This is a genomic window from Geodermatophilus sp. SYSU D00684 (assembly GCF_054050455.1).
On record NZ_JBJGZI010000022.1, the window covers coordinates 17,177 to 33,895 of the forward strand.

The 16,719-nt window shown below is 70.7% G+C and carries 30 protein-coding genes; all 30 read left to right on the forward strand.

Going from position 1 to position 16,719, the window contains the following annotated elements:
• Nucleotides 1-75: 75 nt before the first annotated feature.
• The 30 genes from rpsJ (at nucleotide 76) to ACI79L_RS16570 (ending at nucleotide 16,695) form a co-directional block, all read left to right on the forward strand.
• Nucleotides 76-381, forward strand: a complete 306-nt coding sequence (gene rpsJ, locus ACI79L_RS16425) for a 30S ribosomal protein S10 (RefSeq protein ID WP_014742859.1) — start codon at nucleotides 76-78, stop codon at nucleotides 379-381.
• 16 nt (nucleotides 382-397) lie between these two features.
• Nucleotides 398-1,063: a 50S ribosomal protein L3 gene (gene rplC / locus ACI79L_RS16430; RefSeq protein ID WP_456937821.1), complete on the forward strand. Its 666-nt coding sequence runs from the start codon at nucleotides 398-400 to the stop codon at nucleotides 1,061-1,063.
• The gene (rplD, locus tag ACI79L_RS16435) at nucleotides 1,060-1,869 is read left to right on the forward strand and encodes a 50S ribosomal protein L4 (protein ID WP_456937822.1); all 810 of its coding nucleotides are present in this window, start codon (nucleotides 1,060-1,062) and stop codon (nucleotides 1,867-1,869) included. The genes rplC and rplD overlap by 4 nt, the downstream gene beginning before the upstream one ends.
• Nucleotides 1,866-2,168, forward strand: a complete 303-nt coding sequence (rplW, locus tag ACI79L_RS16440; RefSeq protein WP_456929500.1) for a 50S ribosomal protein L23 — start codon at nucleotides 1,866-1,868, stop codon at nucleotides 2,166-2,168. The genes rplD and rplW overlap by 4 nt, the downstream gene beginning before the upstream one ends.
• Before the next feature lie 41 nt (nucleotides 2,169-2,209).
• Entirely contained in the window at nucleotides 2,210-3,043 is an 834-nt protein-coding gene (rplB, locus tag ACI79L_RS16445; protein WP_073421345.1) for a 50S ribosomal protein L2, read from the forward strand.
• Nucleotides 3,044-3,066: 23 nt separating this feature from the next.
• A complete protein-coding gene (rpsS, locus tag ACI79L_RS16450; protein WP_073421347.1) occupies nucleotides 3,067-3,348 on the forward strand; it encodes a 30S ribosomal protein S19 in 282 nt (93 codons plus the stop codon).
• Nucleotides 3,349-3,374: 26 nt separating this feature from the next.
• Entirely contained in the window at nucleotides 3,375-3,854 is a 480-nt protein-coding gene (gene rplV, locus ACI79L_RS16455) for a 50S ribosomal protein L22 (protein ID WP_456929499.1), read from the forward strand.
• Nucleotides 3,854-4,762, forward strand: coding sequence for a 30S ribosomal protein S3 (rpsC, locus tag ACI79L_RS16460; RefSeq protein WP_456937823.1), 909 nt, complete (start codon nucleotides 3,854-3,856; stop codon nucleotides 4,760-4,762). Before rplV ends, rpsC begins: the two co-directional genes overlap by 1 nt.
• A gap of 3 nt (nucleotides 4,763-4,765) precedes the next feature.
• Nucleotides 4,766-5,182 carry a 50S ribosomal protein L16 gene (rplP, locus tag ACI79L_RS16465; protein WP_387987743.1) on the forward strand — a complete coding sequence of 139 codons (417 nt, stop codon included), beginning with the start codon at nucleotides 4,766-4,768 and terminating at the stop codon, nucleotides 5,180-5,182.
• Nucleotides 5,182-5,415 carry a 50S ribosomal protein L29 gene (gene rpmC / locus ACI79L_RS16470; protein ID WP_387987741.1) on the forward strand — a complete coding sequence of 78 codons (234 nt, stop codon included), beginning with the start codon at nucleotides 5,182-5,184 and terminating at the stop codon, nucleotides 5,413-5,415. Before rplP ends, rpmC begins: the two co-directional genes overlap by 1 nt.
• Nucleotides 5,412-5,711 carry a 30S ribosomal protein S17 gene (gene rpsQ / locus ACI79L_RS16475; RefSeq protein ID WP_369202793.1) on the forward strand — a complete coding sequence of 100 codons (300 nt, stop codon included), beginning with the start codon at nucleotides 5,412-5,414 and terminating at the stop codon, nucleotides 5,709-5,711. The genes rpmC and rpsQ overlap by 4 nt, the downstream gene beginning before the upstream one ends.
• Before the next feature lie 220 nt (nucleotides 5,712-5,931).
• The gene (gene rplN, locus ACI79L_RS16480) at nucleotides 5,932-6,300 is read left to right on the forward strand and encodes a 50S ribosomal protein L14 (protein ID WP_387987738.1); all 369 of its coding nucleotides are present in this window, start codon (nucleotides 5,932-5,934) and stop codon (nucleotides 6,298-6,300) included.
• A gap of 2 nt (nucleotides 6,301-6,302) precedes the next feature.
• Nucleotides 6,303-6,656 carry a 50S ribosomal protein L24 gene (gene rplX / locus ACI79L_RS16485; protein ID WP_456937824.1) on the forward strand — a complete coding sequence of 118 codons (354 nt, stop codon included), beginning with the start codon at nucleotides 6,303-6,305 and terminating at the stop codon, nucleotides 6,654-6,656.
• A gap of 2 nt (nucleotides 6,657-6,658) precedes the next feature.
• Nucleotides 6,659-7,243, forward strand: coding sequence for a 50S ribosomal protein L5 (gene rplE / locus ACI79L_RS16490; RefSeq protein ID WP_456937825.1), 585 nt, complete (start codon nucleotides 6,659-6,661; stop codon nucleotides 7,241-7,243).
• 22 nt (nucleotides 7,244-7,265) lie between these two features.
• Nucleotides 7,266-7,451 carry a type Z 30S ribosomal protein S14 gene (locus ACI79L_RS16495; RefSeq protein WP_012950469.1) on the forward strand — a complete coding sequence of 62 codons (186 nt, stop codon included), beginning with the start codon at nucleotides 7,266-7,268 and terminating at the stop codon, nucleotides 7,449-7,451.
• 122 nt (nucleotides 7,452-7,573) lie between these two features.
• Complete coding sequence (rpsH, locus tag ACI79L_RS16500) at nucleotides 7,574-7,978, forward strand: 30S ribosomal protein S8 (RefSeq protein ID WP_456901390.1); 405 nt, start codon at nucleotides 7,574-7,576, stop codon at nucleotides 7,976-7,978.
• Nucleotides 7,979-7,992: 14 nt separating this feature from the next.
• A complete protein-coding gene (gene rplF / locus ACI79L_RS16505; protein WP_456937826.1) occupies nucleotides 7,993-8,532 on the forward strand; it encodes a 50S ribosomal protein L6 in 540 nt (179 codons plus the stop codon).
• Nucleotides 8,532-8,939, forward strand: a complete 408-nt coding sequence (gene rplR / locus ACI79L_RS16510) for a 50S ribosomal protein L18 (RefSeq protein ID WP_456937827.1) — start codon at nucleotides 8,532-8,534, stop codon at nucleotides 8,937-8,939. The genes rplF and rplR overlap by 1 nt, the downstream gene beginning before the upstream one ends.
• A gap of 40 nt (nucleotides 8,940-8,979) precedes the next feature.
• Nucleotides 8,980-9,594: a 30S ribosomal protein S5 gene (rpsE, locus tag ACI79L_RS16515; RefSeq protein WP_387987727.1), complete on the forward strand. Its 615-nt coding sequence runs from the start codon at nucleotides 8,980-8,982 to the stop codon at nucleotides 9,592-9,594.
• A gap of 1 nt (nucleotide 9,595) precedes the next feature.
• Complete coding sequence (gene rpmD, locus ACI79L_RS16520) at nucleotides 9,596-9,775, forward strand: 50S ribosomal protein L30 (protein ID WP_387987725.1); 180 nt, start codon at nucleotides 9,596-9,598, stop codon at nucleotides 9,773-9,775.
• A gap of 13 nt (nucleotides 9,776-9,788) precedes the next feature.
• Nucleotides 9,789-10,232, forward strand: coding sequence for a 50S ribosomal protein L15 (gene rplO / locus ACI79L_RS16525; RefSeq protein ID WP_456937828.1), 444 nt, complete (start codon nucleotides 9,789-9,791; stop codon nucleotides 10,230-10,232).
• A gap of 191 nt (nucleotides 10,233-10,423) precedes the next feature.
• Nucleotides 10,424-11,734 carry a preprotein translocase subunit SecY gene (gene secY / locus ACI79L_RS16530; protein ID WP_456937829.1) on the forward strand — a complete coding sequence of 437 codons (1,311 nt, stop codon included), beginning with the start codon at nucleotides 10,424-10,426 and terminating at the stop codon, nucleotides 11,732-11,734.
• On the forward strand, nucleotides 11,734-12,342 hold the full coding sequence (locus ACI79L_RS16535; protein ID WP_456937830.1) for an adenylate kinase: 609 nt from the start codon (nucleotides 11,734-11,736) through the stop codon (nucleotides 12,340-12,342). Before secY ends, ACI79L_RS16535 begins: the two co-directional genes overlap by 1 nt.
• 70 nt (nucleotides 12,343-12,412) lie before the next feature.
• Nucleotides 12,413-13,216, forward strand: coding sequence for a type I methionyl aminopeptidase (map, locus tag ACI79L_RS16540; RefSeq protein WP_456937831.1), 804 nt, complete (start codon nucleotides 12,413-12,415; stop codon nucleotides 13,214-13,216).
• Nucleotides 13,217-13,523: 307 nt separating this feature from the next.
• The gene (infA, locus tag ACI79L_RS16545) at nucleotides 13,524-13,745 is read left to right on the forward strand and encodes a translation initiation factor IF-1 (protein WP_012950459.1); all 222 of its coding nucleotides are present in this window, start codon (nucleotides 13,524-13,526) and stop codon (nucleotides 13,743-13,745) included.
• 73 nt (nucleotides 13,746-13,818) lie between these two features.
• Nucleotides 13,819-13,932 carry a 50S ribosomal protein L36 gene (rpmJ, locus tag ACI79L_RS16550; protein WP_012950458.1) on the forward strand — a complete coding sequence of 38 codons (114 nt, stop codon included), beginning with the start codon at nucleotides 13,819-13,821 and terminating at the stop codon, nucleotides 13,930-13,932.
• 15 nt (nucleotides 13,933-13,947) lie between these two features.
• The gene (gene rpsM / locus ACI79L_RS16555) at nucleotides 13,948-14,328 is read left to right on the forward strand and encodes a 30S ribosomal protein S13 (RefSeq protein WP_456548794.1); all 381 of its coding nucleotides are present in this window, start codon (nucleotides 13,948-13,950) and stop codon (nucleotides 14,326-14,328) included.
• Nucleotides 14,329-14,428: 100 nt separating this feature from the next.
• Nucleotides 14,429-14,836 carry a 30S ribosomal protein S11 gene (rpsK, locus tag ACI79L_RS16560; RefSeq protein WP_012950456.1) on the forward strand — a complete coding sequence of 136 codons (408 nt, stop codon included), beginning with the start codon at nucleotides 14,429-14,431 and terminating at the stop codon, nucleotides 14,834-14,836.
• 35 nt (nucleotides 14,837-14,871) lie between these two features.
• Complete coding sequence (gene rpsD / locus ACI79L_RS16565; RefSeq protein ID WP_456929490.1) at nucleotides 14,872-15,498, forward strand: 30S ribosomal protein S4; 627 nt, start codon at nucleotides 14,872-14,874, stop codon at nucleotides 15,496-15,498.
• Nucleotides 15,499-15,618: 120 nt separating this feature from the next.
• On the forward strand, nucleotides 15,619-16,695 hold the full coding sequence (locus tag ACI79L_RS16570; RefSeq protein WP_456937832.1) for a DNA-directed RNA polymerase subunit alpha: 1,077 nt from the start codon (nucleotides 15,619-15,621) through the stop codon (nucleotides 16,693-16,695).
• Nucleotides 16,696-16,719 lie beyond the last annotated feature (24 nt).

The following is a 16,719-nucleotide window of genomic DNA, read 5'->3' on the forward strand; positions in this document are numbered from 1 at the left end:
AGACCGGATGACGTCCGGACGCACCCGGCGTTCCCCAGCAAGCAGAACAGCGATCGGCAGGAGCGAGAGACAGCGATGGCGGGACAGAAGATCCGCATCAGGCTGAAGGCCTACGACCACGAGGCGATCGACGCCTCGGCGCGGCGCATCGTCGACACGGTGACCAAGACCGGTGCGCGCGTCGTCGGCCCGGTGCCGCTGCCGACGGAGAAGAACGTGTACTGCGTCATCCGCTCGCCGCACAAGTACAAGGACTCGCGCGAGCACTTCGAGATGCGCACGCACAAGCGGCTCATCGACATCCTCGACCCGACGCCGAAGACGGTCGACGCGCTCATGCGCATCGACCTGCCGGCCTCGGTCGACGTGAACATCCAGTAAGGAACCGAGTCCAGTCATGGCGAGTACGTTCCGCGGGCTCCTCGGCGAGAAGCTGGGGATGACCCAGGTCTTCGACGAGAACAACCGCATCGTGCCGGTGACCGTCGTCAAGGCGGGCCCGAACGTGGTGACGCAGGTGCGCACCCCCGAGGTCGACGGCTACTCGGCCGTCCAGCTCGGCTTCGGCGAGATCGACCCCCGCAAGGTGAACAAGCCCGAGGGCGGCCACTTCGCCAAGGCCGGCGTGACGCCGCGCCGCCACGTCGTCGAGCTCCGCACCGAGGACGCCGGCCAGTACACGGTCGGCCAGGAGCTGACCGCCGAGGTCTTCGACGGCGTGGCCAAGGTCGACGTCATCGGCACCAGCAAGGGCAAGGGCACCGCCGGTGTCATGAAGCGCCACGGCTTCAAGGGCCTCGGCGCCGCGCACGGCACCCAGCGCAAGCACCGGTCGCCCGGCTCCATCGGCGGCGCCTCCACCCCCGGCCGCGTGTTCAAGGGCCTGAAGATGGCCGGGCGCATGGGTGCGGTGAAGACCACGACCCTCTCGCTCGTCGTCCACAAGGTCGACACCGAGCGCGGCCTCATCCTGATCAAGGGCGCCGTCCCCGGCCCGAAGGGCGGGCTCCTGCTCGTCCGCTCGGCCGTCAAGGGCGGTCCCGTGGGGAGTGACAACCAGTGACCCAGTCGACCGCGACCGAGGCCGCGCGCGCCGACCGCCAGGTCGACGTCCGCACGCCGGCGGGGGAGACCTCGGGCAGCGTCACGCTGCCCGGTGACCTGTTCGACGCGAACGCGAACGTCGCGCTCATGCACCAGGTCGTCGTCGCCCAGCTGGCCGCGGCCCGCCAGGGCACGCACGCGACGAAGACGCGCGGCGCCGTCAGCGGCGGTGGCGTCAAGCCCTACCGCCAGAAGGGCACCGGCCGCGCCCGTCAGGGCTCGATCCGCGCGCCGCAGTTCACCGGCGGTGGCACGGTCCACGGCCCCCAGCCGCGCGACTACTCGCAGCGCACGCCCAAGAAGATGAAGGCCGCCGCGCTGCGCGGTGCCCTCTCCGACCGGGCGCGCGACGGCCGCGTGCACGTCGTCACCACCTTCGTCGACGGGGACGCCCCGAAGACCAAGGCGGCCATCGCCACCCTCGACGCCGTCACCTCGGCCAAGCGGGTGCTCGTGGTCCTCGACCGCGACGACGTCCTCAACTGGGTGAGCCTGCGCAACGAGCCGCGCGTCCACCTGATCGAGGCCGGCCAGCTCAACACCTACGACGTCCTGGTCAGCGACGAGGTGGTCTTCACCGAGACCGCGCTCGCCGAGTTCGTCGCCGGCCCGCACGGCGGCAACGGCGGCACCTCGCTGACCAAGCCGGACCTGACGACGCCGGACATCCCCGGCGCCATCCCGTCCATCCAGCCGGCTGAGGGCACGACCGACCTGGACCTCGAGCAGAACGAGGCCACCGACACCACCGAGGAGAAGGCGTGAGCGTCCGCGACCCCCGGGACGTCCTGCTGTCGCCGGTCATCTCGGAGAAGAGCTACGGGCTGCTGGACGACAACCAGTACACGTTCGTGGTGCTGCCCGAGGCCAACAAGACGCAGATCAAGATCGCGGTCGAGCAGGTCTTCAACGTGAAGGTCCTCGGCGTGAACACCATCAACCGCCAGGGCAAGCGCAAGCGCAGCCGGGGCAACAAGCTCGGCAAGCGCAAGGACACCAAGCGGGCCATCGTCTCGCTGGCGCCCGGCGACCGGATCGAGATCTTCGGGGGCCCGGGCGCCTGAGCCCGGGACTGCCGGACCAGAGATAGAGGACTGAGTCAGCAATGGCTATCCGCAAGTACAAGCCGACGACGCCGGGCCGCCGCGGCTCCAGCGTCGCCGACTTCGCCGAGGTCACCCGCGACCACCCCGAGAAGTCGCTGGTCCGGCCGCTGCACGGTCGCGGCGGGCGCAACGTCCACGGGAAGGTCACCGCCCGCCACCAGGGCGGCGGCCACAAGCGCGCCTACCGCGTCATCGACTTCCGTCGGGCGGACAAGGACGGCGTGCCGGCGAAGGTCGCGCACATCGAGTACGACCCGAACCGCACCTCGCGCATCGCGCTGCTGCACTTCGCCGACGGCGAGAAGCGCTACATCATCGCGCCGGCCCGCCTGAAGCAGGGCGACACGGTCGAGTGCGGCCCCGCGGCCGACATCAAGCCGGGCAACAACCTGCCGCTGCGCAACATCCCCGTCGGCACGGTCGTCCACGCGATCGAGCTGCGGCCAGGCGGCGGCGCGAAGATCGCCCGCTCCGCCGGCACCAGCGTCCAGCTGGTCGCCCGCGAGGGCCGCTTCGCCCAGCTGCGCATGCCCTCGGGCGAGATCCGCAACGTCGACGTGCGCTGCCGCGCCACCGTCGGCGAGGTGGGCAACGCCGAGCAGTCGAACATCAACTGGGGCAAGGCCGGCCGCATGCGGTGGAAGGGCAAGCGCCCGACCGTCCGCGGTGTCGCCATGAACCCGGTGGACCACCCGCACGGTGGTGGTGAGGGCAAGACCTCCGGTGGTCGCCACCCGGTGAACCCGAAGGGCAAGCCGGAGGGCCGCACGCGCAAGCGCAAGGCCAGTGACGCCCTGATCGTGCGCCGCCGGCGCACCAACAAGAAGCGCTGAGCGGGTAGAGGAGTCCGACAGACATGCCACGCAGCCTGAAGAAGGGCCCGTTCGTCGACGACCACCTGCTCAAGAAGGTGGACGTCCAGAACGAGAAGGGCACCAAGACGGTCATCCGGACCTGGTCCCGCCGCTCGACGATCATCCCGGACATGCTCGGCCACACCATCGCCGTGCACGACGGTCGCAAGCACGTCCCGGTCTTCGTGACCGAGGCGATGGTCGGGCACAAGCTCGGCGAGTTCGCTCCGACCCGGACCTTCCGCGGTCACGTCAAGGACGACCGCCGGTCGCGGCGCGGCTGAGCCCGGTCCCGAGAGAGAGACTTGAGATGACTTCCCAGCTGGGAGAGGAGACGCAGGTCGCCCGGGCCGTCGCCCGCGGCGTCCGCGTCACCCCCATGAAGGCACGCCGGGTGGTGGACCTCATCCGCTACCTGCCCACCGACGAGGCCCTGGCCCTCCTGCGGTTCGCCCCGCAGTCGGCCAGCGAGCCGGTGGCCAAGGTCGTCGCCAGCGCCGTCGCCAACGCCGAGCACAACCTGCGGCTGGACCCGGCCGCGCTCGTCGTCAGCGCCGCCTACGTCGACGAGGGCCCCACCATGAAGCGGATCCGGCCGCGCGCCCAGGGCCGCGCCTACCGCATCAACAAGCGGACCAGCCACATCACCGTCGAGGTGAGCGAGGTCGGCTCCAGCGCCGAGCTCGCCGGCAAGTCCCGCACCGCCCGTCGCCGCACCGGCCAGTCCGGCCCGGCGACGCAGCAGCAGGGCACGCAGCAGCGCTCCAACACGAGGGGAGGGACCCGCTAGTGGGTCAGAAGGTCAACCCGCACGGGTTCCGCCTCGGCATCACCACCGACTACAAGTCCCGGTGGTACGCCGACAAGCTCTACAAGGACTACGTCAAGGAAGACGTGGCCATCCGCAAGCTCATGACCAAGGGCATGGAGCGCGCCGGCATCTCGAAGGTGGAGATCGAGCGCACCCGTGACCGGGTCCGGGTCGACATCCACACCGCCCGGCCGGGCATCGTCATCGGCCGCCGCGGCGCCGAGGCCGACCGCATCCGCGGCGAGCTGGAGAAGCTCACCGGCAAGCAGGTGCAGCTGAACATCCTCGAGGTCAAGAACCCCGAGGCCGACGCGCAGCTCGTCGCCCAGGCCGTGGCCGAGCAGCTGTCCAGCCGCGTCAGCTTCCGTCGCGCCATGCGCAAGGCCATGCAGTCGGCCCAGCGCAGCCCGCAGGTCAAGGGCATCCGGGTGCAGTGCTCCGGGCGCCTGGGCGGCACCGAGATGAGCCGGTCGGAGTTCTACCGCGAGGGTCGCGTGCCGCTGCACACCCTCCGGGCGAACATCGACTACGGCCTGTACGAGGCCCGCACCACCTTCGGCCGCATCGGCGTGAAGGTGTGGATCTACAAGGGCGACGTCAGCGGCTCGCGTGCCGAGCGCGAGGCCCTCGAGGCCCTCGCCGCCCGGCAGCAGCGCCGGGAGCGCCCGCAGCGCCCCCGCCGGTCGGGCTCCAGCGGCACCACCGCCGGTGGCACCGAGGCCGGCCGCGCCGCCGCCGAGACGTCGACCGGTCCGGAGACCGGCGCCGACAGCACCGTGGCCGTGACCTCGGGTGAGGTCGCGCCCGAGCAGACCGTCGCCGAGGCCGCCGGCCCCGAGGCGACCGCCGCGGCCGAGACGACCGCGACCGAGAACACGGAGGGCTGACACGTGCTGATCCCCCGGCGCGTCAAGCACCGCAAGCAGCACCACCCGGACCGCTCCGGCCGGGCCAAGGGCGGCACGGCGATCAACTTCGGTGAGTACGCCATCCAGGCCCTCGAGCCGGCGTACGTGACCAACCGGCAGATCGAGTCCGCCCGTATCGCCATGACCCGGCACATCCGCCGTGGCGGCAAGGTCTGGATCACGATCTACCCGGACCGCCCGCTCACCAAGAAGCCGGCCGAGACCCGCATGGGTTCCGGCAAGGGCTCCCCGGAGTGGTGGGTCGCCAACGTCAAGCCGGGCCGCGTCATGTTCGAGCTGTCGGGTGTCCCGGAGTCGGTGGCCCGCGAGGCCATGCGCCGCGCCATCCACAAGCTGCCCATGAAGGCTCGCTTCATCACGCGTGAAGGAGAGGTGTGATGGCCGCCGGTCTGACCGCCCCGGAGCTGCGCGAGCTCTCGGCCGAGGAGCTCGCCACGCGGCTGCGTGAGCACAAGGAAGAGCTGTTCAACCTGCGCTTCCAGGTGGCCACCGGCCAGCTGGACAACAACCGGCGACTGCAGACCGTCCGCCGCGACATCGCCCGGATCTACACGATCATGCGCGAGCGCGAGCTGGGTCTCTCGGTCGCCCCGAACGAGGGTGTGGCATGAGCGAGCCCGAGAACACCGCTGTCGCCAGCGGCCCCGGCCTGGCCGGCCGCGGCTACCGCAAGGTCCGCGAGGGCCTCGTGGTCAGCGACAAGATGGACAAGACCATCGTCGTCGAGGTCGAGGACCGCGTGAAGCACGGCCTCTACGGCAAGGTCCTCCGGCGCACCAGCAAGCTGAAGGCCCACGACGAGCAGGGGGTCGCCGGCATCGGCGACCGCGTGCAGATCATGGAGACCCGGCCGCTGTCGGCCACCAAGCGGTGGCGGCTGGTCGAGGTCCTCGAGAAGGCCAAGTAACACCCGTCGGGGGTCCGCGGGCCCTGTGACCCACGCCCTGCGGGGCGGGTCGCGGGACCGGGTACCCTGGACGACTGGCGCCCCTCCGGGTGAGCGCCACATCCCGGTACCCGTGTCGGACGCACCGGCGGCATCAGTCGCCGGTGCGTCCGCGCGTGGGTACCGGACAGCCGGTTCACCGTTCCGGCCCGGCTGTCACCACTGAGATTGGGAGTAGGACGTGATCCAGCAGGAGTCGCGGCTCCGGGTCGCCGACAACACCGGTGCGAAGGAAATCCTCTGCATCCGGGTGCTCGGCGGTTCCGGGCGGCGCTACGCCGGCATCGGCGACGTCATCGTGGCGACCGTCAAGGACGCGCTGCCCGGTGCCGGCGTCAAGCGCGGCGACGTCGTCAAGGCCGTCGTCGTCCGCACGCGGAAGGAGCGTCGTCGTCCCGACGGCTCCTACATCCGCTTCGACGAGAACGCCGCGGTCATCATCCGCGACAGCGGCGACCCGCGCGGCACGCGCATCTTCGGTCCCGTCGGCCGCGAGCTGCGCGACAAGCGCTTCATGCGGATCATCTCGCTCGCCCCGGAGGTGCTCTGACCATGGCTGCCAAGAAGACCACGCCGGCCAAGACGCCGAGCATGAAGGTGAAGAAGGGCGACACCGTGGTGGTCCTGTCCGGCAAGGACAAGGGCGCCCGGGGTCGCGTGATCGCCGCCTACCCCAAGCTGCAGAAGGTCCTCGTCGAGGGCGTCGGCCGCGTCAAGAAGCACACCCGCATCAGCTCGAACCAGCGGGGCGCGCAGCAGGGCGGCATCGTCACCCAGGAGGCTCCCATCCACGTCAGCAACGTGATGGTGATCGACTCCGAGGGGACGCCGACCCGGGTCGGTTACCGCCAGGACGAGGAAGGCCGCAACATCCGGGTGTCGCGGCGGACCGGTAAGGACCTCTGACGATGACTGCACCCACCCGTGAGCTCCCGCGCCTGCTGGCGCACTACCGCGAGTCGATCGCGCCGGCCCTCCAGGAGGAGTTCGGCTTCGAGAACGTCATGCAGATCCCGCGGCTGACGAAGATCGTCGTCAACATGGGCGTCGGCGAGGCGACCCGCGACGCGAAGCTGATGGACGGCGCGGTCCGCGACCTCACCGCCATCACCGGCCAGCGTCCGGCCGTCGTCCGGGCCCGCAAGTCCATCGCCCAGTTCAAGCTGCGCGAGGGCATGCCGATCGGCGCGAAGGTCACCCTCCGCGGCGACCGCATGTGGGAGTTCCTCGACCGGCTCCTCGCGCTGGCCCTGCCCCGCATCCGCGACTTCCGCGGCCTGAACGCCAAGCAGTTCGACGGGCACGGCAACTACACGTTCGGGCTGACCGAGCAGTCGATGTTCCGCGAGATCGACGTCGACAAGATCGACCGTCCGCGCGGCATGGACATCACGCTCGTCACCACCGCCACGAACGACGAGGAGGGTCGCGAGCTGCTCCGCCTCCTGGGCTTCCCGTTCGCCGGCCAGCCCGTCGTCACCACCATCCGCTGAGCCGGGCCGAGGAGACAGACAGATGGCCAAGAAGGCGCTGATCAACAAGGCGGCCCGCAAGCCCAAGTTCGCGGTCCGCGGCTACACCCGCTGCCAGCGGTGCGGTCGTCCGCACTCGGTCTTCCGCAAGTTCGGCCTGTGCCGGATCTGCCTGCGGGAGATGGCGCACGCCGGCGAGCTGCCGGGTGTGAGCAAGTCCAGCTGGTAGTCCGCAGTCCCCGCCCCGCGCGCTGACCGCGCGGGGCGGGTCCCCAGCACCACCGGTCGCCGAGAGGCCCACGCGAGGTACGCGTGAGGAACCGCGGCGAGAGAGGCACGACACCCATGACGATGACCGACCCGATCGCGGACATGCTCACGCGGTTGCGCAACGCGAACACGGCCTACCACGACTCGACGCGCATGCCGTCGTCGAAGCTCAAGACGCACATCGCCGAGATCCTCCAGCAGGAGGGCTACATCGCCGGCTGGCGCGTGGAGGACGTCGAGAAGGACGGCGCCACCCGCAAGGAGCTGGTGATCGACCTGAAGTTCGGCCCCAACCGCGAGCGCAGCATCGCCGGGGTGCGCCGGGTGTCCAAGCCGGGCCTGCGGGTCTACGCGAAGTCGAACGCCCTGCCGAAGGTCCTGGGCGGCCTCGGGGTGGCCATCATCTCCACCTCGACCGGGCTGCTGACCGACCGGCAGGCGACCAAGAAGGGCGTGGGCGGGGAAGTCCTCGCCTACGTCTGGTAAGAGGAGCGAGCGAGATGTCACGGATCGGACGACTGCCGGTTCCCGTGCCCGGTGGCGTGGACGTCACCATCGACGGCCAGACGGTCAGCGTGAAGGGCCCCAAGGGCACCCTGTCCCACACCGTCGCGGCGCCCATCACGGTCGCCCGGGGCGAGGACGGCACGCTGAGCGTCCAGCGGCCCAACGACGAGCGTGAGAGCCGGGCGCTGCACGGCCTGTCCCGCACCCTGATCGCCAACATGATCACCGGCGTCACCGAGGGGTACACCAAGACCCTCGAGATCGTCGGCGTCGGCTACCGCGTCCAGGCCCGCGGCTCGGACCTGGAGTTCGCGCTCGGCTACAGCCACCCGGTGCCGGTGCGTGCCCCGGCGGGCATCACCTTCACCGTCGAGTCGCCCACCCGCCTGCGGGTGACCGGCATCGACAAGCAGCAGGTCGGCCAGGTGGCCGCCAACATCCGCGGCCTCCGCAAGCCCGACCCGTACAAGGGCAAGGGCGTCCGCTACCAGGGCGAGGTCGTCAAGCGCAAGGTCGGGAAGACGGGTAAGTGATGGCACAGACCGAGAAGGCCGCTCGGGTGCACACGCCCGTCGGCACCGACATCAGCACCGCGCGCCGCGTCTCGCGGCTGCGCCGCCACAACCGGCTCCGCAAGCGGGTCTCCGGCACGCCGGACCGCCCGCGCATGGTGGTCAACCGCAGCACGCGGCACATCCACGTGCAGGTCGTGGACGACACCGCCGGCCGTACCCTGGTGAGCGCCTCGACGCTCGACGCCAGCCTGCGCGGCACCGAGGGCGACAAGTCCGCCCTGGCCCGCCGGGTGGGCGCCCTGGTCGCCGAGCGCGCACAGGCCGCCGGCATCACCAAGGTCGTGTTCGACCGCGGGGGCAACCGCTACCAGGGCCGCATCGCCGCGCTGGCCGACGGCGCGCGTGAGGGCGGGCTGGACTTCTGATGAGCAGCACCGCCAACCAGCAGATCGAGAGGGACGTCTGATGCCAGGACCACAGCGACGCGGCGGCGGCGCCGGCGGCGGCAACGACCGCCGCGACCGTCGTGACGGCGGGCGGGGGCCCGGCGGCGCGCCTGCCGAGAAGAGCAACTACATCGAGCGCGTGGTGGCCATCAACCGCGTGTCGAAGGTCGTCAAGGGTGGTCGGCGCTTCAGCTTCACCGCCCTGGTGATCGTCGGCGACGGTGACGGCACCGTGGGCGTCGGCTACGGCAAGGCCAAGGAGGTGCCCGCGGCGATCGCCAAGGGCGTCGAGGAGGCCAAGAAGCACTTCTACAAGGTGCCGCGCATCGCCAGCACCATCCCGCACCCGGTGCAGGGTGAGGCCGCTGCCGGTGTCGTGCTGCTCAAGCCGGCCAGCCCCGGTACCGGTGTCATCGCCGGTGGCCCGGTGCGCGCCGTCCTCGAGTGCGCCGGCATCCACGACGTGCTCTCGAAGAGCCTCGGCTCGTCGAACCCGATCAACATCGTGCACGCCACCATGCAGGCGCTGAAGGAGCTCGTCCGCCCCGAGGAGATCGCCGCCCGCCGCGGGCTGCCCCTCGAGGACGTCGCCCCGGCCGCCATGCTGCGGGCGCGTGCGGGCCAGGGGGTCTGACATGGCGCAGCTGAAGGTGACCCAGGTCCGGTCGGCGATCGGCACGAAGCCCAACCAGCGGCAGACGCTGCGGTCCCTGGGCCTCAAGCGGATCAACGACACGGTCGTGCAGGAGGACCGTCCCGAGATCCGCGGGATGGTCGCCACGGTGACGCACCTCGTCGCCGTCGAAGAGATCTGAGCAGGGACTCGTCATGACTCTCAAGGTCCACCACCTGCGTCCGGCCCCGGGCGCCCACACCCCCAAGACGCGCGTCGGCCGGGGTGAGGGCTCCAAGGGCAAGACCGCCGGTCGCGGCACCAAGGGCACCGGGGCGCGCGGCAACACCTCCGCGCGCTTCGAGGGCGGCCAGACGCCGCTGCACATGCGGCTGCCCAAGATGTCCGGCTTCAAGAACCGGAACAAGGTCGTCTTCCAGGTCGTCAACCTCGACCGGATCGCGTCCCTGTTCCCGCAGGGCGGGCACGTCGACCCCGACACGCTCGCCGACGCCGGTGCGGTCCGCCGCGGCCAGCCGGTGAAGGTCCTCGGCACCGGTGAGCTGGGCGGCGTCCAGGTCACCGTGCACGCGCACGCCTTCTCGGCCTCCGCCGCCGAGAAGATCGCCGCGGCCGGGGGCAGCACCACCCGCATCTGAGCAGCTGACGACCCCCGGGGCCGCACGACCAGCCCCGGGGGTCGTCTGCTGTTCCGGGCCCCTCCAGGGACGGGCCCGCCCGGGCCCCGCGCCGGCCAGGAGGCCGCGCCGGGGACACCCGCTGGGGGAGGGCTGTGACCGGCGCGACCCCGACCGTTGCTAACCTCGTCCGACCGAGAAGGGGAGGGCACGTGCTGCAGGCGTTCGCCGCGGCGTTCCGGACGCCAGACCTCCGGCGCAAGTTGCTGTTCTCCCTGGCGATCATCGCCGTGTACCGGCTGGGCGCCTCGGTGCCCGGCCCGGGGGTCTCCGTCGAGGCGATCAACAGCTGTCTCGAGCAGGCGCAGGCGGGCAGCCAGCGCGACGTCTACTCGCTGGTGAACCTGTTCTCCGGCGGGGCGCTGCTCCGGCTGTCGATCTTCGCGCTGGGGATCATGCCGTACATCACCGCCAGCATCATCGTGCAGCTGCTGGTCGTGGTGATCCCGCGGTTCGAGCAGCTGAAGAAGGAAGGGCAGTCGGGCCAGCAGAAGCTGACCCAGTACACCCGCTACCTGACGATCGCCCTGGCGGTCCTGCAGAGCACCGGCATCATCGCCCTGGCCCGCAGCGGCCAGCTGTTCCCGGGCTGTCAGCAGGACATCATCCCGTCGGACAGCATCTGGACGACGGTCGTGCTCGTGGTCGCCCTGACCGCCGGCACCGCGGTGATCATGTGGCTCGGCGAGCTGCTCACCGAGAAGGGGATCGGCAACGGCATGTCCGTGCTGATCTTCACCTCGATCGCGGCCCGCATCCCCGCCGAGGGCGGCTCGATCCTGCAGACCCGCGGCGGCGTCGTCTTCGCCGTCGTCTGCGCCTTCGCCCTGCTGATCATCGGGGCCGTCGTCTACGTCGAGCAGGCGCAGAGACGGATCCCGGTCCAGTACGCCAAGCGCATGGTCGGCCGCCGCATGTACGGCGGCACCTCCACCTACCTCCCGCTCAAGGTGAACCAGGCCGGCGTCATCCCGGTCATCTTCGCCTCGTCGCTGCTCTACCTCCCGCAGCTGATCACCCAGCTCCAGGGTGACGAGACCGGCCCGGTCCGGCAGTTCTTCGAGAACTACGTCATCGACCAGAGCAGCCCGGTGCACGTCGCGCTGTACTTCGGCCTGATCGTGTTCTTCACGTACTTCTACGTGTCGATCACCTTCAACCCGGAGGAGCGGGCCGACGACATGAAGCGCTACGGCGGCTTCATCCCCGGCATCCGCCCGGGCCGGCCGACGGCGGAGTACCTGCAGTACGTGCTGTCCCGGATCACCCTGCCCGGGTCGCTCTACCTCGGGATCGTCGCGGTGCTGCCGAACTTCTTCCTGTCGATCACGCAGCAGGGGGCGAACCAGAACTTCCCGTTCGGCGGGACCGCAGTGCTGATCATGGTGGGAGTGGGCTTGGAGACCGTGAAGCAGATCGAGACGCAGCTCAACCAGCGCAACTACGAAGGGTTCCTGAAGTAGTGCGCATCGTGCTGCTGGGCCCGCCGGGAGCCGGCAAGGGGACCCAGGCCCAGATCATCGCCGGCCAGCTCGGGGTGCCCGCCATCTCCACGGGCGACATCTTCCGCGCCAACGTGAGCGGTCAGACCGAGCTCGGCCGCAGGGCCAAGGTCTTCATGGACGCCGGCGACCTCGTCCCCGACGAGATCACCGTCGCGATGGTCAGGGACCGGCTCGCCGAGCCCGACGCCAAGGCCGGCTTCCTGCTCGACGGCTTCCCCCGCACGATCGCCCAGGCCGAGCAGCTGCGCGGCTCCCTCGAGGAGCTCGGCCACGGGCTGGACCGCGTCGTCGAGCTGGTCGTCGAGGAGGAGGAGCTGGTGCGCCGGCTCTCCGGCCGCCGGATGCTCGTCGACGGCGAGTGGGTGCAGCGCGACGACGACCGGCCCGAGACCGTGCGGCACCGCCTCCAGGTCTACCGGGAACAGACCGCCCCGCTGTCCGGGTTCTACGACGGCGAGGGGCTGCTGTCGCGCATCGACGCGATCGGCACCATCGAGGAGGTCACCGCCCGGGTGATGACCGCCCTGGGCCGGCCCGCGCAGTCCGGGCAGCCGAGCGACAGCTGAGGGGACGGCGCCGCCGATGTCGGCCGGGATCCTGACCCGCCTCCCGCTGCTGGCGAAGTGGAGTGGACGCATGATCCAGATCAAGACACCGCACGAGATCGAGCTCATGCGCGGCGCCGGCCTCGTCGTCGCCCGGGCGATCGCCGCGGTCCGCGCGGCGGTCCGCCCGGGCGTGACCACGGGGGAGCTCGACGCGATCGCCGAGGACGTCATCCGGTCCTCCGGAGCGATCCCGTCCTTCCTCGGCTACCACGGCTTCACCGGCAGCATCTGCGCGTCGATCAACGACGAGGTCGTGCACGGCATCCCGAACCCGGAGCGCGCCCTCGCCGAGGGCGACAACATCTCCATCGACTGCGGCGCGATCCTCGACGGCTGGCACGGCGACTCGGCGGTCACCGTGACCGTCGGCCCGCCGTCGGCCGAGGACGCCGCGCTCATCGACGTCACCGAGCGGTCCATGTGGGCCGGACTGGCGCGGGCCGTGGCCGGTGGCCGGCTCACCGACATCAGCTCCGCGGTCGAGCAGGTCATCACCGCCGAGGCGCACCCCTACGGGATCGTCGACCACTACGGCGGTCACGGCATCGGCACCGAGATGCACCAGGACCCGCACGTCCTCAACTACGGCCGGCCCGGCCGCGGCCCGCGGCTGGTCCCCGGGCTGGCGCTGGCCATCGAGCCCATGGTGACCGTGGGGGACCCCGCGACCGCCGAGCTCGAGGACGGCTGGACCGTGGTGACCAAGGACGGCTCGCGGGCCGCCCACTTCGAGCACACCGTCGCCATCACCCCCGAGGGGCCCTGGGTCCTGACGGCGGAGGACGGCGGCGTCGCGGGGCTGGCCCCCTTCGGGATCACCCCGCGCACCTGAGCGAGAAACCCCTCGCCCCCACCACTCGCGAGCCCGTGGTGGGGCCCTGCGAGGGGGCCACCCCGGGCGTTCCGTTGTGACGGAGGCCGGGTTGGAGCGCCCCGCTGCAGCGGGGTACAGTGAACGACGGCGTTCGCGCCGTCCTGTCGTCGTGCTGTGGCCGCACGACCCGGGACGCCCTCGCGGGAGCGCCTGCACCACCTGGTCTGCAACCACCGCGTACGACCCGGCCGGCATCCGGCGCGGGCGCATGCGACTCCAGCACCACACCAACCAGCACCACCGAGTCAGGGAGGCCGTGTCGGGCATGGCGAAGAAGGACGGGGCCATCGAGGTCGAGGGTCGCGTCGTCGAGCCGCTGCCCAACGCGATGTTCCGGGTCGAGCTGCAGAACGGGCACCGGGTGCTCGCCCACATCAGCGGCAAGATGCGCCAGCACTACATCCGCATCCTGCCCGAGGACCGCGTCGTCGTGGAGCTCTCGCCCTACGACCTGACCCGCGGTCGCATCGTCTACCGCTACAAGTGACCGCCGCCGGCGCGGGGCACCCCCGGGTGCCGCGTGGGCGGCCATCGATCGACAGGAATGAGGGGCGGCACCGGTGAAGGTCCAGCCGTCGGTGAAGAAGATCTGCGACAAGTGCAAGGTGATCCGCCGGCACGGCCGGGTCATGGTCATCTGCGACAACGCCCGCCACAAGCAGCGGCAGGGCTGAGGGAGTACCTGAGACATGGCACGACTGGCCGGCGTCGACCTGCCCCGCGAGAAGCGGATGGAGATCGCGCTCACCTACATCTACGGGATCGGCAAGACCCACGCCAAGGAGACCCTCGCGGCGACCGGCGTGAGCCCCGACCTGCGGGCCAAGGACCTCTCCGACGAGGACCTGCTCAAGCTGCGCGACTACATCGACGAGCACTTCCGCGTCGAGGGTGACCTCCGCCGCGAGGTGGCCGCCGACATCCGCCGCAAGGTGGAGATCGGCTGCTACCAGGGCCTGCGCCACCGTCGTGGCCTGCCCGTGCACGGTCAGCGCACCCGCACCAACGCGCGCTCCAGCAAGGGCCCGCGCAAGACCATCGCCGGCAAGAAGAAGGCCGGCAAGAAGTAAGCCGTGAGGCGCGCTGTCGCACGACCCGTGAGGGCGGGAGCGGCGGTGCGCCCCTCGTGCTCATCTGGCCACTGAACGCTCAGAAGGAAACCGGAGAGACATGCCTCCCAGGGCTCGCGCCGCGGCTGGTGCCAAGAAGGTCCGCCGCAAGGAGAAGAAGAACGTCGCCCACGGCGCCGCGCACATCAAGAGCACGTTCAACAACACGATCGTGTCGATCACCGACCCGACCGGCAACGTGATCAGCTGGGCCTCCGCCGGCCACGTCGGCTTCAAGGGCTCGCGCAAGTCGACGCCGTTCGCCGCCCAGATGGCCGCCGAGAACGCCGCGCGCAAGGCCCAGGAGCACGGCATGCGCAAGGTCGACGTCTTCGTGAAGGGCCCGGGCTCGGGCCGCGAGACCGCGATCCGCTCGCTGCAGGCCACCGGCCTGGAGGTGGGGCAGATCCAGGACGTGACGCCGCAGCCGCACAACGGCTGCCGCCCGAAGAAGCGCCGCCGGGTCTGACCGGCCACTGACGAGAAGAACGAGGAGTACCTGACGTGGCCCGTTACGCCGGAGCCGACTGCCGCCTCTGCCGGCGCGAGAAGATGAAGCTGTTCCTCAAGGGCAGCAAGTGCGAGTCCCCGAAGTGCCCGATCGAGATCCGGCCCTACCCGCCGGGCGAGCACGGCCGGGGCCGCAGCAAGGACAGCGAGTACCTCCTGCAGCTGCGCGAGAAGCAGAAGGCCCGCCGCATCTACGGCGTCCTCGAGAAGCAGTTCCGCGGCTACTACGAGGAGGCCAACCGCAAGACCGGCAAGACCGGTGAGGTCCTGCTGCAGATCCTCGAGTCCCGCCTGGACAACGTCGTGTACCGGGCCGGCTGGGGCGAGAGCCGCGACATGGCCCGCCAGCTGGTCAAGCACGGCCACATCCGGGTGAACGGCCGCAAGGTCGACATCCCGTCCTACCGGGTCAGCGCGAACGACATCATCGAGGTCGCCGAGAAGTCGCGGCGGATGGTGCCCTTCGAGATCGCCCAGGCCCGCGCCGGCGAGCGCCCCGTGCCGCCGTGGCTGGAGGTCATCAGCGGCCAGCTGCGCGCCGTCGTGCACAGCGTCCCGGCCCGCCAGGTGATCGACACCCCGGTGCAGGAGCAGCTGATCGTCGAGCTCTACTCCAAGTAAGGGCTCGCAGCACCACAGCACCACCCGGCCCCGGCGGGCGGACGGATGTCCGCCGGGGCCCGCACCACCCCCTCACGGCGTCATATGGCGGGCGCCGGAGGACCCAAGGGAGAACACACGATGCTCATCGCACAGCGTCCGACGCTGACCGAGGAGACCCTCACCGAGCAGCGCTCGCGGTTCGTCATCGAGCCGCTCGAGCCCGGCTTCGGCTACACCCTCGGCAACTCGCTGCGCCGCACCCTCCTGTCCTCGATCCCCGGCGCTGCCGTCACCAGCATCCGGATCGAGGGCACCCTGCACGAGTTCACCACCGTGCCCGGGGTCAAGGAGGACGTCACCGAGATCATCCTCAACCTCAAGGGCCTGGTCGTCAGCTCGGACTCCGACGAGCCGGTGACCATGTACCTGCGCAAGCAGGGCCCGGGTGAGGTCACCGCCGCCGACATCGCGCCCCCGGCCGGTGTCGAGGTGCACAACCCCGAGCTGCACATCGCCACCCTCAACGGCAAGGGCCGCCTCGAGATCGAGCTGGTCGTCGAGCGGGGCCGCGGCTACGTCCCGGCGCCGCAGAACAAGCAGCCCGGCCAGGAGATCGGCCGCATCCCGGTCGACTCGATCTACTCGCCGGTCCTCAAGGTCACCTACGCCGTCGAGGCCACCCGCGTCGAGCAGCGCACCGACTTCGACCGCCTCGTGGTCGACGTCGAGACCAAGCCCTCGATCGCCCCGCGGGACGCCATCGCCTCCGCCGGCTCCACGCTGGTCGAGCTGTTCGGCCTGCTGCGCGAGCTGAACGTCGACGCCGAGGGCATCGAGGTCGGGCCCAGCCCGGCCGAGGCCGCCGACATCGCGAACTTCTCGATGCCGATCGAGGACATGGACCTCACCGTCCGGTCCTACAACTGCCTCAAGCGCGAGGGCGTGCACACCGTCGGCGAGCTGGTGACCCGCTCGGAGGCCGACCTGCTCGACATCCGCAACTTCGGGGCCAAGTCGATCGACGAGGTCAAGATGAAGCTGGCGGCCATGGGCCTGGCGCTCAAGGACAGCCCGCCCGGGTTCATCCCGACGTCGGTCGAGAGCTACGACGAGGGCTACGAGACCGACGCCTACCAGGGCCACGGCGAGTACGGCACCGAGTACGGGCAGGTCCAGTACGACGAGGGCTCCTACCAGGAGACCGAGCAGCTCTGACGCTGCACCGGCCGGGCGGCGGGA